The sequence below is a fragment of the Nocardia sp. NBC_00511 genome, from assembly GCF_045161165.1.
Taxonomy (GTDB): Bacteria; Actinomycetota; Actinomycetes; order Mycobacteriales; family Mycobacteriaceae; genus Nocardia.
This window is the reverse complement of sequence record NZ_CP107849.1, coordinates 1-13,888: the sequence shown is the minus strand read 5'-3', so window position 1 is coordinate 13,888 and position 13,888 is coordinate 1. Positions and strand designations below refer to the sequence as shown.

16 protein-coding genes and 1 pseudogene are annotated in these 13,888 nt (G+C 66.8%); 7 read left to right on the top strand and 10 right to left on the bottom strand.

The genetic code is table 11. The features are described 5' to 3' along the window. Positions 1–45: 45 nt before the first annotated feature. On the top strand, positions 46–1,041 hold the full coding sequence (locus OG300_RS00085) for a M48 family metallopeptidase (RefSeq protein ID WP_405498860.1): 996 nt from the start codon (positions 46–48) through the stop codon (positions 1,039–1,041). Positions 1,042–1,087: 46 nt separating this feature from the next. On the opposite strand, the gene OG300_RS00080 is transcribed toward OG300_RS00085, so the two are convergent. Next, entirely contained in the window at positions 1,088–1,732 is a 645-nt protein-coding gene (locus tag OG300_RS00080; RefSeq protein WP_405490800.1) for a disulfide bond formation protein DsbA, read from the bottom strand. Between the two features lie 167 nt (positions 1,733–1,899). Between OG300_RS00080 and OG300_RS00075 the strand changes: the two genes are divergently transcribed. The 3 genes from OG300_RS00075 (at position 1,900) to OG300_RS00065 (ending at position 5,017) form a co-directional block, all read left to right on the top strand. Continuing rightward, complete coding sequence (locus OG300_RS00075) at positions 1,900–3,120, top strand: NAD(P)/FAD-dependent oxidoreductase (RefSeq protein WP_405490798.1); 1,221 nt, start codon at positions 1,900–1,902, stop codon at positions 3,118–3,120. Positions 3,121–3,235: 115 nt separating this feature from the next. Continuing rightward, the gene (locus OG300_RS00070; protein WP_405490796.1) at positions 3,236–3,637 is read left to right on the top strand and encodes a YciI family protein; all 402 of its coding nucleotides are present in this window, start codon (positions 3,236–3,238) and stop codon (positions 3,635–3,637) included. 21 nt (positions 3,638–3,658) lie between these two features. Then, entirely contained in the window at positions 3,659–5,017 is a 1,359-nt protein-coding gene (locus OG300_RS00065; RefSeq protein WP_405490794.1) for an RNA polymerase sigma factor, read from the top strand. A gap of 201 nt (positions 5,018–5,218) precedes the next feature. On the opposite strand, the gene OG300_RS00060 is transcribed toward OG300_RS00065, so the two are convergent. Next, on the bottom strand, positions 5,219–5,803 hold the full coding sequence (locus OG300_RS00060) for a TetR/AcrR family transcriptional regulator (RefSeq protein WP_405490792.1): 585 nt from the start codon (positions 5,801–5,803) through the stop codon (positions 5,219–5,221). Between the two features lie 87 nt (positions 5,804–5,890). On the opposite strand from OG300_RS00060, the gene OG300_RS00055 reads away from it, so the two are divergent. Then, positions 5,891–6,823, top strand: a complete 933-nt coding sequence (locus tag OG300_RS00055; RefSeq protein WP_405490790.1) for an NADP-dependent oxidoreductase — start codon at positions 5,891–5,893, stop codon at positions 6,821–6,823. On the opposite strand, the gene OG300_RS00050 is transcribed toward OG300_RS00055, so the two are convergent. Further along, positions 6,787–7,308 carry a DUF4262 domain-containing protein gene (locus OG300_RS00050; protein WP_405490788.1) on the bottom strand — a complete coding sequence of 174 codons (522 nt, stop codon included), beginning with the start codon at positions 7,306–7,308 and terminating at the stop codon, positions 6,787–6,789. The two genes, OG300_RS00055 and OG300_RS00050, sit on opposite strands and share 37 nt — an antisense overlap. 142 nt (positions 7,309–7,450) lie before the next feature. Between OG300_RS00050 and OG300_RS00045 the strand changes: the two genes are divergently transcribed. Then, the gene (locus OG300_RS00045; protein ID WP_405490786.1) at positions 7,451–8,047 is read left to right on the top strand and encodes a GNAT family N-acetyltransferase; all 597 of its coding nucleotides are present in this window, start codon (positions 7,451–7,453) and stop codon (positions 8,045–8,047) included. A 90-nt stretch (positions 8,048–8,137) separates the two neighbouring features. Here the strand turns inward: OG300_RS00045 and OG300_RS00040 are convergent, their stop codons facing one another. From OG300_RS00040 to OG300_RS00020, 5 genes are all read right to left on the bottom strand, one after another. Continuing rightward, a complete protein-coding gene (locus OG300_RS00040) occupies positions 8,138–9,376 on the bottom strand; it encodes a thiolase family protein (protein ID WP_405490784.1) in 1,239 nt (412 codons plus the stop codon). Positions 9,377–9,478: 102 nt separating this feature from the next. Beyond that, positions 9,479–9,943: a nuclear transport factor 2 family protein gene (locus tag OG300_RS00035; RefSeq protein WP_405498859.1), complete on the bottom strand. Its 465-nt coding sequence runs from the start codon at positions 9,941–9,943 to the stop codon at positions 9,479–9,481. Between the two features lie 158 nt (positions 9,944–10,101). Then, positions 10,102–10,233: a hypothetical protein gene (locus OG300_RS00030; protein WP_405490782.1), complete on the bottom strand. Its 132-nt coding sequence runs from the start codon at positions 10,231–10,233 to the stop codon at positions 10,102–10,104. Between the two features lie 40 nt (positions 10,234–10,273). Further along, on the bottom strand, positions 10,274–10,447 hold the full coding sequence (locus OG300_RS00025) for a CsbD family protein (protein WP_405490780.1): 174 nt from the start codon (positions 10,445–10,447) through the stop codon (positions 10,274–10,276). A gap of 529 nt (positions 10,448–10,976) precedes the next feature. Then, positions 10,977–11,993, bottom strand: a complete 1,017-nt coding sequence (locus OG300_RS00020) for a fused (3R)-hydroxyacyl-ACP dehydratase subunits HadA/HadB (RefSeq protein WP_405490778.1) — start codon at positions 11,991–11,993, stop codon at positions 10,977–10,979. Between the two features lie 174 nt (positions 11,994–12,167). Here OG300_RS00020 and OG300_RS00015 point away from each other — a divergent pair, with 174 nt between their 5' ends. After that, a complete protein-coding gene (locus OG300_RS00015; RefSeq protein WP_405490776.1) occupies positions 12,168–12,575 on the top strand; it encodes a nuclear transport factor 2 family protein in 408 nt (135 codons plus the stop codon). A 111-nt stretch (positions 12,576–12,686) separates the two neighbouring features. Here OG300_RS00015 and OG300_RS00010 read toward each other — a convergent pair whose 3' ends face one another. Next, entirely contained in the window at positions 12,687–13,193 is a 507-nt protein-coding gene (locus OG300_RS00010) for a hypothetical protein (protein ID WP_405498858.1), read from the bottom strand. Further along, positions 13,167–13,862 (bottom strand): annotated as a pseudogene (locus OG300_RS00005) (ferric reductase-like transmembrane domain-containing protein); the annotation flags it as partial. The pseudogene OG300_RS00005 and the gene OG300_RS00010, both read right to left, overlap by 27 nt. Between the last annotated feature and the right edge of the window lie 26 nt (positions 13,863–13,888).

Below are 13,888 nucleotides of genomic sequence, written 5' to 3'. Positions count from 1 at the left end.
GCACCACCACCCGCGAACCAGCCGGGCTGGAATCCCGTCACCGGGATGAGTGGCTGGAATCCGCAGGTGGGTCCGCCGGGTTGGGCTCCGCAGCAAGCGTATTCGCCGCCTCCGCCGCCGATGGTGCAGCAGGGTCGGGGCCTGTCGCCGTTCGGGATGCCCGCGCGGCACAGCTGGGAGATCCCGCTGCTGATCCTGGTGATCCTGACGACGGCGGTCGCGTACGCGATCGCGGTGCTGCTGTTGATCACCGGCTACGCCAACCAGTGGGTGCTGGTCCTGGTGTTCGCGCCGGTGCTCGTCTACCTCGGCCGCGGTATGAACTTCGCGACCCAGCGGGTGAACGGCGTCAAGATGTCGCCCACCCAGTTCCCCGAGGGCTATCGCCTGGTGCAGGAGGCGGCGGCGCGCTTCGGCATGCCGAAGGTGCCCGACGCGTACGTGGTGCTGGGCAACGGTCAGATCAACGCGTTCGCCTCCGGCCACGGCTTCCGCCGTTACGTCTGCGTCTACAGCGATCTGTTCGAAATCGGCGGCGCCGCACGCAATCCCGACGCGCTGGCGTTCATCATCGGCCACGAGGTCGGGCACATCGCGGCCGGGCACGTCTCCTACTGGCGGCAGCTGGGCATGTTCGCGGGCTCGTTCCTGCCGATCCTGGGCAGTTCGCTGATCCGCGCCCAGGAGTACACCGCCGACAATCACGGCTTCTGCAACCGGCACGTCGGCGCGCCCACCGCCATGCAGACCCTCGCGGGTGGCAAGTACCTCAACAACCTGGTCGGCTTCGACGAGATGGCCGATCGCGCCGCGCAGGAGAAGGGCTTCTTCGTCTGGATCGTCAACGCGATGGCCAGCCATCCGGTGCTGACCTGGCGGATGTGGGCGCTGCGCGACCGCAGCCGCCACGGCAAGCTGTTCTGGCGGCCGAATCCGCCGGTGGCCGCACCGCCGTCGGTGTACCCCGGCTATCAGCCGCCCGCTCCCGGCGGATACGACAATCCGGCCGCGTACTACAACTACGGCGGCCCGGGTAACTGACGGCAGGTGTCCCGGGAGCCGGATGGTTCCCGGGAACGCCTGTGGCTCAGTCGAACTGGGGATCCTCGTTACGGGTCCGCTTCAGCTCGAAGAAGTGCGGGTAGGCGGCCAACGTCACCGACGCGTCCCACAGCTTGCCCGCCTCCTCGCCGCGCGGGATCCGCGACAGCACCGGGCCGAAGAAGGCGACGCCGTTGATGTGGATGGTCGGGGTGCCGACATCCGGGCCGACCTTGTCCATGCCCTCGTGGTGCGAGGTGCGCAGCGCGGCATCGAAATCGGAGACGTCCGCGGCGGCCGCCAGCTCGGCGGGCAGCCCGGCCTCGGCCAGCGACTCGGCGATGATCTGCGCGAGCAGCTCCTCGCGCGGCCCGTCCTGCGGGTAGTCGGCGCGGCGGTTGTGCAGGCGGGTGCCCATCGCCGTGTAGAGCGGCAGCAGCACCTTGTCGCCGTGCTCCTGCGCGGCGGCGATGGCGACGCGGACCGGACCCCAGCCGGTGCGCAGCAGTTCTTCGTACTGCGGCGGCAGTCCGTCGCGGCCCTCGTTGAGGACCGACAGGCTCATCACGTGGAAATGCGCTTCGATATCGCGGACCTGCTCGACCTCGAGGATCCAGCGGGAGGTGATCCAGCACCACGGGCACAGCGGGTCGAACCAGAAATCGGCCCGGTCCTTCTTGGTGTCGCTCACTGGCGAGTCCTTTCAGAGTTCATCTGCGGCCGGGGCACGGCCGTCTCCTTGCGCAACAACCCGGATTGTTGCGGATATTTCCGCTCGGGCCGACACGCCGCGGGTTAGTGTCGGATATCGGCCTCGCAGGCGGCGGCACGCACCACGGCAGCAGGGAGATGAGCCCCATGACCAAGGCATCCAGGTTCGTGATCGCAGGCGGGGGTCTGGCCGCGGCCAAACTCGCGGAGGCCTTGCGCGCCAACGACTTCGACGGGACGGTGACGCTGGTCGCGGCGGAGGACCGGCTGCCCTACGAGCGGCCGCCGCTGTCGAAGGAGCATCTGCTCGGCAAGAAGGAGCTCGCGGAATTCACCGTCGATCCGGCGCAGTGGTACCGCGACCATCACATCGAGGTGCTGCTGGGCACCAGCATCATCAGCCTCGACCGCACCACCAAAACCATTGCCCTGCCGGACCGTACGACCCTGCCCTACGACAAGCTGGCCCTGGCCGTCGGCTCCCGGCCGCGGCTGCTGCGGATGCCGGGCGCGGACGCCGAGGGCGTGCACGTGCTGCGCACCATCGAGGATTCCGACGCGCTGCTGGCGGTGTTCGCCTCCGCGCGGCGGCTGGCGGTGATCGGCGCGGGCTGGATCGGGCTCGAGGTGACGGCGGCGGCGCGGGCGGCAGGCGTGGAAGTCACTGTGCTGGAGGCGGAATCGGTGCCGCTGTCAGCGGCGCTGGGCCCGGAGATGGGTCAGGTGTTCGCCGACCTGCACCGGGAGCACGGCGTCGATCTGCGGCTCGGGGTGAAGGTGGCCGAGATCACCACCGCCGACGGCAAGGCCACCGGCGTCCGCCTCGACGACGACACGCACATCGAGGCCGACGCGGTCCTGATCGCGATCGGCGCGCGCCCCAATATCGAACTGGCCGCCGATGCCGGGCTCGCGGTCGCGGGCGGCGTCCTGGTCGACGAGAGCCTCGCCACCAGCGACCCGGACATCGTCGCGGTCGGCGATATCGCCGAACAGCTGCATCCGGTGCTGGAACAGCGAATCCGCGTCGAGCACTGGGCGAACGCGCTCAATCAGCCCGCCGTCGCCGCCCTGACCATGCTCGGCAAGCCCGCCGTCTACGACCGGCTGCCCTACTTCTTCACCGACCAGTACGACCTGGGCATGGAGTACACCGGGTATGTCGCGCCCAAGCAGCAGGCGACCGTGGTGGTGCGCGGCGATGTGAGCAAACGGGAATTCGTGGCGTTCTGGCTGGACTCCGGCAACCGGGTGCTCGCGGGCATGAACGTGAACGTGTGGGACGTGACCGACCGCATCAAGGAACTCGTGCTGTCCGCTGAGGCGGTGGATCCGGCCCGGCTCGCCGACACGGCGACGCCGCTGTAGGCGGTGACAGCGGTCATAGTCGAAGATCGAGCAGGTACGTCGAATCCGCGTGCACGGCTCCGACCAGTGCACGAGAGCGCCCGCCCGGGACGCCGCCCACTGCAAGGAGCCGACCGTGAAGTACATGCTGATCAAGACCTACAGCCCCACCGCCTACTGCGACATCCCGCTGCCCGAATGGGATCCGCAGGACATCCAGGCGCACATCGACTTCCAGCGGGTGCTGGGCGAGGAACTCGCCAAATCCGGTGAGCTCGTCGACGCCCAAGGCCTCGCCGATCCGGGGCAGGCGCGCATCGTCATGTCCGACGGGCGGTCGGCGCCGGTGATCACCGACGGGCCGTTCCCCGAGACCAAGGAGTTCCTGGCCGGGTACTGGATCGTCGACGTCGACAGCCCCGAGCGCGCCATCGAGATCGCCGCCCAGGCGTCGGCCGCGCCGGGCCCCGGCGGGAAGCCGATCGGCGAGTACATCGAAGTCCGCGCCATCATGAGCGCCCCGCCCTCGGACTTCTGAGAGCGGCCCGGAACCACCACGGTGACAGTCGATTCCACGCTCGAGGACCTGCTGCGCGAACTCGCACCGCAGGTCCTCGGTGTCCTCGTCCGCCGCTATCAGGACTTCGACGCGACCGAGGACGCGGTGCAGGAGGCGCTGCTGGCCGCCGCCCTGCAGTGGCCTGACGAGGGCGTTCCCGCCAACCCGCGCGGCTGGCTGATCCAGGTCGCGCAACGCCGGTATGTGGATACCGTCCGCTCCGAGGTCTCGCGCCGAAACCGGGAGGCCGCCAACGCCTTCCGTGAGCCACAGGTGCTGGATGCAGCCGTGCCGGATCCGGCGGAAACTGTCCTCGAGGATCTCACCGACCCGTTGGCGTGCGGGCTCGCCGACCCCTCGGACAGCCCGCGACCGGCCGCAGGCACGGAGGCGGTCCGCGACGACACCCTTTCCCTGTTCTTCCTCTGCTGCCACCCCGTGCTGCCGCCCGCGAGCGCCATCGCCTTGACCCTGCGGGCGGTCGGCGGGTTGACCACCGAGCAGATCGCGCGCGGGTTCCTGCTGCCGGAAGCGACTATGGCGCAACGGATCACGCGCGCGAAGAAGCGCTTGTCCGCCGTGGAACGGCCGTTCGCGCCACCCACCGCATCGAACGGCCAACGCGGGGAATGGCATGAGCGGCTCGGCACCGTCTTGAGCGTGCTGTACCTGATGTACACCGAGGGCCACACCACCGGCGGCCCGCAACTGCATCGCGCGGATCTGGCGTGCGAGTCGATTCGCCTGGCCCGCAACCTGTATGCGGTACTCCCCCAGAATCCGGAGGTCACCGGCCTACTGGCCCTCCTCCTACTCACCGACGCCCGCCGCGACGCCCGCACCGGCGCCCACGGCGAACTCATCCCACTGGCCGAACAGGACCGCACCCTCTGGGACCGCGACATGATCATCGAGGGCGTCCGCCTGGCCACCGCCGCCATCAGCACCGGCCTCATCGGCTCCTACCAGATCCAAGCCGCCATCGCCGTCCTGCATGCCCAGGCCCTACGCCCCGAAGACACCGACTGGCCCCGAATCCTCCTGCTGTACAACGCATTGGAACGCCACTCCCCCAACCCCATGGTCACCCTCAACCGAGCCGTGGCCACCGCCGTGGTGCACGGCCCCCAGGCAGGCCTCGACCTCGCCGACACCCTCCAAACCTCCCTCGCCACCAACCACCGCTTGGCCGCCGTCCGAGCCCACCTACACGAAATGTCCGGCGACCCAGACGAAGCCATCACCTACTACCTGACCGCCGCCCGCCTCACCACCAGCACCCCCGAACGCGACTACCTAACCCTCCGCGCCGCCGAACTCACCAAGCGAACCGCCGAAACCGGCCGCACCCCAACCTGATCGCACCAGGCGAGCACGACACGATTTCCCCTGCCAGCGCCAGCATTCGAACCACGCAGGCCCCCGCCATTCGGAGATTCACCCGCACTGAACTCGACCATCGCGCCCAAGCATCGATTTGCAGGCGAGCGGAAGATACGGGGCCGCCTACTTCAAAGGGGTTGGGGGCGAGCGCGACTCCCGTGTGAGAGTGCACTGGATTCAGGGGCGGGGACCGGCGGTGATCGACCAGGCGGCTTCGATCATTTGGAAGATCTCGTTCACCGCGGCTTCGGGGTTCGGGGACTCACGGCCCAGGGAATAGGCGTCGATCACGAATCTGGCGATTGCCGCGGATCGGGTGTCGGTTGGCGGCAGGCCGAGGTCGGTAGCGATGGCGGCGGCCAGGGATTGCGCGTGGCGCAGGTGCATCGACTGTTCATACTGGCGCAACGCGGGTGAGCCGTCGATCATTTGCCAGACGGGGATGGCTTCTGCCGCGGCGCAATGCCGGACCATGGCGTGGATTTCGTTGCGCAGCAAGGGAATCAACGGTTCGCCCGGTGGCCGGTCGGTGACCGCGCGCGCGAGGCCGTGTTCGAAGTCCTCGTCTCGCTCGAAGACCAGGGCCTCCTTGGAGGGGAAGTGGGCGAAGAGCGTGGTGACGGCCACGTCGGCCTCGGCGGCGACATCTCGGATGCCGACCGACTCGTAGCCGCGTTCCAGGAACAGGCGCAGGGCGGTGTCGGCGATCTTCTGGCGGGTCGCGGCCTTCTTGCGCTCCCTACGCCCGGTCGGCACGGTCATGCATCGGATGCTATCAGCTACGAACATGCATCAGGTCTGAAACACTACCCGTTGCAAAACACTAACTGTTAGCGTTATGTTCGAGGCATGAAAGCAGTTCGCTTCGCCGAATACGGCAGCCCGGATGTACTGCAACTGACAGAAGTTCCCGAACCGCACGCGGGCCCCGGCCAAGTGCGCATCGCGGTGCGAGCGGCGGGGGTGAATCCGCATGATTGGCGGGTCCGCGAGGGCCAGTTCCAGCGGATCAACCCGCTCCGACTGCCCTCGGGCGTCGGACAGGACGCCGCAGGTGTTATCGACGAAATCGGTGACGGCGTAACTGGTTTCGCGATCGGCGATCCGGTCTTCGGCCGAGGTTCGAACACCTATGCCGAGCGAGCTGTGCTCTCCTCGTGGGCACGCCTGCCCGGCGAGCTCAGTTTCGAGGAGGCTGCCGGATATCCGTCGGTCGTCGAGACCGCGCTGCGAATCATCCGCATGGTCGGCATTCAGCCCGGTCAGACGCTGCTGGTCAGCGGGGCGGCGGGCGGCGTCGGCTCGGCGGTGACACAGATCGCCCGCGACCGGGACATCACGGTGATCGGCACCGCGGGCCCCGCGAACCAGGACTATCTGCGCGGTCTCGGAGCCCTCACCACCACCTACGACTCCGGCTGGGCCGACCGCGTGCGGCAGTTCGGCCGCATCGACGCCGCCCTCGACCTCAACGGCACCGGCGTCCTGCGTGAACTACTCGATCTGACAGGCGATCCGGACAAGGTGGTCACCATCGCCGATCTCGAAGCGCCGATGCTCGGCATCCGATTCGCCGGAGTGGGCGGGAGCATGGCCGACGCTTTGGCCGAGGCCGTCGACCTGATTCAGCGCGGAAAGCTCCGTATCCCGGTCGACCGGTCCTACCCGCTCGCCGAAGCCGCGGCGGCCCACGGTGACAGCCGCGCCGGGCACACTCGCGGCCGCCGAGTCCTACGCGTCACCGATCATTCCGCAGAATCCCAGGCCAACCAGTCTTCGTAGTCGTTGGTCCACACGCCGCCGGGATGCTGCCCGGGCTCCAGGAACAACTGCGGCTGCATGTCTTCGAACTCGGCATCGAATCCGGTCTCACCCGGATACCGCGAGTCCCGATCCGGCCAAACACACTGCAGGATCCGCCAATCGGCGGTCGCACGGTAGATCCGGTCGGCGGTACCGAAGAACGGCCCCCGCCAGGCATCGTCGACCGGTCCCAGACGGACCCGGTAGTCGCCCCCGACCACATCGTCGAGCAATTGACCGTCCGCGAGCCGCGCGCCGGCGGCAACCTGCGCGCCGACGACATTGAGCATGGGGATGGCCCGCTCCGGGTCGATGCCGAATATCGCCGCCTCCGGCACCCGGAAGGTGTGCCACAACCCCACCGTGAACGCCCACCCCGGGGACATCTCGTCGGCCGGGATGGCGATGACTCCCCAGCCGACCCGGTCGATATTCGCAGCCAACTCCTGGTCGATGGGGTCCATTTCGGCACGGTCCCCGTAGTCGCGACAGACCACACAACGACACTCCGAGCTACTCACGCCCGCGACCATACTTGACAAATCCGACACCACCCGCGCCATATCCAGTTGCCGCCGGCGCGGTCCCACCGCCACTATCAGCTGCATGGACGTGGAACTGTCACCGGCTCTCGCACCAGGTGTATGCCCTCCGCAGCGAATCGACCTGGAGGGGTTGGTGATCCGCCGCTGGCAGCCGGAAGACCTGATGGCCCGATTCGAGGCGATCGCCACGTCCTACGACCACCTCCATCCGTGGATGGACTGGCTCACCGAACCCATCACCCTCGAACAACAGCGCGTATTCGGTGAGGCCGCCGCACGCGGCTGGCCCACCACCGGCGGCGGCTTCAACTACGGCATCTTCGACACCGATGGCACGCTGCTCGGCTCGATCGGCATGAGCGATTGCCTCGGCCCACCCGCGGTCGAGATCGGCTACTGGTGCCACGTCCACCACACCGGGCGCGGCGTGATAACCCGCAGCGCAGCCGCTCTCACCCGAATCGCACTGGCCCTGCCGGGAATCGACAGGGTCGAAATCCATTGCGACGCAGCGAACCTCCGCAGCGCAGCCGTCGCACAGCGGCTCGGCTACCACCTCGACCGCATCGCACCCCGCGAAAAGCGCACGCCCGCCGAATCCGGCCGCGGCATGTTCTGGGTCAAGAAACAGGCCGGAAGTAGGCCCCGGATCGCTTGACCCACAACAGGATCACAGCCGCAAGCCCGACCAGCCAGTTCAACTCTTCCTCCCACGCCCGGATCCCCCCGGGCGCTACATCACACCACGTCAGGCGGCGGAAGGGTTTTCGAGGACGATGGCGACTCCCTGGCCGGATCCGATGCAGACTCCGATCGCGCCGTAGCGCGCATTGCGTTCCCGCAGTTCGGTGGCCAGGGTCAGGACGTAGCGGGCGCCGGTGGCGCCGAACGGGTGACCGATGGCCACCGCGCCGCCGTTGGGGGTCAGCTTCTCGTCGGGGATGACGAAACCGCCGAGCTGGTTGGGCAGTTCACGCAGTACGCCGAGGGCTTGGGCGCTGAAGGCTTCGTGCACTTCCCACACGTCGATCTGCTCGGGGGTCAGGCCCGCGCGCCGGATCGCCAGCGGCAGCGCCCACGCCGGAGCCAGACCCATGTAGAGCGGATCGATCCCGTACACGGCGGACGACACCACCCGGGCCAGCGGTTCGACGCCGAGTTCGGCTGCTCGTTCACCCGAGGCCAGCACCAGTGCGCTGGCTCCGTCGGTGAGGGGAGTCGAGTTCGCGGCGGTCATCTGCGTGGTGCCCGGCTGCGGGGGCAGGGCCGCCAGCTTTTCGGCGGTGGTGTCGTCGCGAATGAATTCGTCGTGTTCGACCAGGCGCGCGGGAGTCTTCCTCGTGGCGGCGATCTCGACCGGCATGATCTCCTTGGCCAGTCGTCCGGAATCCCTGGCCGCCTTGGCATTTCGCTGCGTCCGCAACGCGAACGCGTCGATTTCCTCCCGGGTCAGCCCATAGCGGTCGGCGACGTTCTGCGCCGTCTCGATCATGCCGATGTAAGCGTTGCGCGCCAGCAGCGCCGAATTGGCGGGACCGCCCGCACCCGCCCACATGGTGTCGAGCAGGATCACCGGGCCACGCGGCCCGAACGGCGAGTCGCCCTTCATGAACGCCCACCCCGACCGTGACATCGACTCGACACCAGCCGCGATCCCGACACCCAGATCGCCCGCCTTGATCGCGTGCGCGATATTGACGGTCGCACTCAGCGACGAGCCGCAGAACCGGTTGATCGTCGCCCCGGCCACCGTGTCCGGGAATCCCGCCGCCAGCGCCGCCCACCGCGCGACATCACCCATGCCCTCGTGAGCCGGATTGACGCAGCCCGCGACGATGTCCTCGATCTGATCGAGGCCCACCCCGACCCGCTCGCACGCGCCCTTCATGGTCATCCCGAGCAGGTCATCGGTGCGAATATGCGACAGCGACCCCCCGTATCGGGCGAAGGGGGTCCGAACACCACCGAGCACGAACGCTTCCGCCATCACGATCTCCTTAGACAGTGTCCTCAGGGTCGCAACGGGCGTGCCGCCGTTGCCGCTTCCGATCTTGCCTCGATACCGGGCAAATGCGCCACACCGGCGTGCTCAGGCACCGCCGCTCTCAGCGGTGACGACGGTGTCCGCTCCGATCGGGCGGGTAATCGACCAATAGGACCGGAAGTGGCACTTGGACATCTTCCACTCGCCGTTCTCGATGACGTACTCGTCGCTGTATTCGCCCGTCGATACGGTCTCGGTCTTGTTGATCAGATTCACCTGCCGGAAGCGCAGCGTCCAAGCGCCGACAGCGGAGGTATCCGAGGTGAGGGTGATGTCTGGCAGCACCCCGTGATGCATGTCGAGGATCACCGGCTTCCCGTCAACCTGATGCAGCGCAATGGATTCGAAGACCTTCGCGATCCCGTCCGCGTCATCGAAGCGCCCCAACGCGCCGAAGTCGATCGAGGCCCCCTTCGCGATGAAGCACTCCCGAAACCCCTGGGGATTCTTGGCATCACAAGCACGCCAGTACCGATGCTTGAGGGCCTTGATGGCCTCGATCGCTTCCATTCGCACTACCCGCTGACGCAACTCTTCGAGTTCGCTTGTCGTGTCATGACTCACGCGGGTGACGCTATCGGCTCGAGGCACGGGATGCTGTGGATCCCGTGCACTGCCTCATGCTCCTGCATTGCCCTACACGTCGCGCACGGCACGAAACGTCAATGTCAGTGGGGAGTGTCGCCCTCGTAGTCCATGTTCGCGGCCTGGTCTTCGGTGGTCGCTTCCGGATCCGACTGTTCGTCATCCCGCTGGGAGGCACGGTCTTCGGCTTGTTCGCGATTGGATTTCGTGGTCATTCTCGATCCCTTCCTTGTTGAAGAACCGGGATGCGGAACCTCAGTGGCGGAACGCGTCTTTGACCTTTTCTCCCGCGTCCTTCAGGTTCGCCTTGATCTGGTCGGCCTTACCCTCGGCCTCCAGGTCCTCGTCACCGGTCTCATGGCCCAGCTTCTCCTTGGCCTTGCCTGCGATTTCCTCGGCCTTGTTGTTCGCCTTGTCGATAGCGCTCACGTCGGTCCCTCTCTCTTCGCAGTGGTGTGGAGGTCATCGCGTGACCCACCCGACGCCTACCCGGGCATATCGACCGCAAACATCGCTGGATGCCGAGACCGAACCCGTCACAGACCCAGGGTGCCTTTGTAGCGACGGTTCGTGCCGCAGCATGCTGCCCGAGATGCGCGGCAGCAGCGGGTGTTTCAGACTCGATGGGCCGGTGCTTTCCCTGCGGCCGGTATCGGCCCGTGGGCTGCCTGCTCGGACTCGGTGGCGCTGCACGGACCCCTCCTGCAAGCCTTGTCGTCGGTCGAGAACGCAGACTCCCGCCCGACGACCGGCACCGTCGCCGCACATCAGGTAGTAGGCGTGGCCCTTGGGCCGAGGTGGCCCGGACGTGCCCGCGTCCGGGCCACTCCCATATCGAGCAAGGGGACCCCGCGAATCAGCACGATCGGTTGAACTCGCTCCGGTCAACTGAACATAGGGCTCGGGCCATTCCGCAGACCGAGATGATCGGCCCAATTTGGATCGATGAATCGGTTGGCTACCCCAGGCGGATGTCCATCGTGGACAGGCCGAATATCTTGCGGCCCGCAGCCTTTGCGACGAGAACGATTCTGGCAGTTCCACTTTCCGGGTCGATTGCTTTGATGCGACCGCTGAACTCGACATCTCCGGCGGCGAAGGCCTCGATGACGGTGTAGTTGGACAGGCGAGCCGCGTAGCGGGTGATGGCGCCGGGGTCGCCGAGCCAGTCGGTGATGAAGGCTGCGGCGAGGCCCATGGTGAGCATGCCGTGGGCGATCACGTCGGGGAGACCGACGAGGGAGGCCACTTCCTCGTGCCAGTGGATCGGGTTGACGTCGCCGGCGACTCCTGCGTAGTTCACAAGGTCACCGCGGGTCAGTTGGATGGTTCGGGACGGTAGCTCGTCGCCTACGGCAACATCATCCAAGCGGATCACGCCATGTGCCAGGTGTCTTCGCGAGGCAGTCTGGATCCGAGTCGCTATCCGCCCGGGCTGGGCCACTGCTGGAACGGCGTGGGCGGGTGTGGTGTCCAGGCCGCTCATGATCACGCGGTCGATGGCGGCGCTGACGTCGGATTCGACTTCACCGCTGGTGATTCCGACAATCGTCGCTCGCATGACCTGCACGATTTCGCCGGACTGGTCGGTGAATGTGGTGGCGATGGTGAACAGGTCCTTGCCGACGACTCGGCGGACCGAAGTCACTTCGACGTCGCTGGTCAAACGGTCGCCGGCCACGACGGGGCGGTGCACTTCGAAGACCTGGTCAGTGTGCACGAAGGTGTCGTAGCCGGTCATGACGTTTTCGAGTAGGGCGCGATTGACCTGCATGGCCACGATCGAGGTGAAGGTGATCGGTGCGACGAGGCCGGGGTAGCCGAGTTCGGTTGCGGCGGAGTCACTCCAGTGTGCGGGGTGGTAGTCCTGGACGGCTCGCGCGTATTCGCGGATCTTCTCCCGGCCGACCTCGTAGTAGTCGTCTACGCGATAGCGGTAGCCGACCAGCGCCTCCGCGTCGAAGGTGGTTTCCATCAGGTCTCCCCTTGTTCGAGCAGTCAGATCTGAACCAGTGGAACAGAATTCACGATCGGGCCTCACTCTTCCACAGGACGGAAGATTGTCGAGGAGAGCACAAGGCCGACTGGATCCGACGCGATGTCCGAATCTCGCCAGCGCTGCGAGGCGTTGGCTACAAGGATCGGAGCGATGGCAGATGTGATGACCACCTTGCGGGCGTTCTACGCGGCCGAGGCCGCATACCTCACCGACGGTGCGGGATTCGAGGGAATGGCCGCGCATTTGGCCGAGGATGTCGTCATGTATCAGGCGGCCAGCTTGCCCTATGGCGGGGAATGGCATGGACACAACGGATTTCAGGAATTCGTCGCCGCCATGGGTGAGAACTGGGACGGGTTGTGGTTCGACGAGCAGCAGTTCGTCTTCGATGATGAGAGGGTCGTGGTCTACAGCCAGGGCCGCTTGCGGGCGCGACGTACCGGCCGCGTGTTGAAAACGTCTCTACTGCAATGGATCAGCTTCCGCGACGGCTTGATCACCGAGTTCCGCCCGTACTACCAGGACACTGCTGCGGTGCTGGCCACCCTGTCGCAGTGATCGGCCCGATTCAGGCGAGTGCCAGGGCGAACCAGGTGCAGGCTGCCAGCAGGAGAAGGGCGATCGCCCAGACCGTGCGGGTTGTGTACGTATGGCGCATGCCGACCTCTTTCAGACGAAGTTGAAGCGCTCGGTGTGCACGTGGTCGGCGGGGACGTCGAGGGCGGCGAAGGCATCCTCGACGGCGGTGACCATCGGCGCGGGTCCGCAGACGAAGTACTGCTGACGCTGGTACCGCGGTGGTAGATGCCGCTGCAGCAGCGCGCGATCGATGAATCCGTGCTCGCCCGACCAGCCAGGATCCGGATTCTCGACGACTGTCACCACGGTCAGATCCAATCGTGTTGCCAACGAGGCGATCTCGCCGCCGAAGGTCTGCTCTGCCAGCGTCCGGACCGCGTAGACCAGCAGAAACGGTCGGCGGTCACCGCGGTCGGCCATGGTGCGCAGGATCGAAGCCATCGGGGTGATGCCGACGCCGCCCGCGACGAGGACGAAGCCGGGGCCTTCATGCCGATCGGGGGTGAATACACCGTGCGGTCCATCGAGGTAGGCACGGGTACCGGGCGCGATGTCACCGACCGAAGAGGTGAAATCGCCGAGAGACTTGATCGTCATCTCGACGCGGTCCGAGTCCTCCGCGCTGGAGGAGAACGAGAACGGGTGCGCGGTGACAGCGAATGGGGAGCGCCCGACGCTCAACCAACCGAACTGACCGGGTGCGAAGCGAATTCCTTTGTGCCCCAGTGGGGCCAACGTCAAGGTGTGAGCATAGCCGCGCTCGGGGACGACCCGCTCGATGAACCACGGCCTGCGCATCCGCCGGATGGGTGCGACGACCCGCACCCAGACCAACAAGCCGACCAGCGCGACCGTCATCGCCACCCACAGCACCTGCTTCCAGCCGGAGTCCAGGTAGTGGCCGACCAACAGCATGTGTGCCAGCGCCAATCCGACCACGACCACCGACAGCGCGCCGTGCATCAGTTGCCACACCTCGTAGCGAATCCGCAACCGCCGCCGCCACACCGACGTCGCGACCACGATCAGCAGCAGCACCGTGGCCGCGATGGCACATCGAGCCCGCCACGGCGCCTGGGCCAGATTGAACAGCGCCACGATGTCGACGCCGCCGACCTGCAAGAGAATCGGATGCGCCAGGATGAACGCCAGCGCCACATAGGACACCTGGCGATGGAACTGCACCAGCGCGTCCTCACCGAAAGGCGCCGCTACCGCCTTGAACCGGGCGACCAACGCGAATTGCGCACCCAGCATCGACATGCCGACGAACCCAAGCGCGACGGCGAACT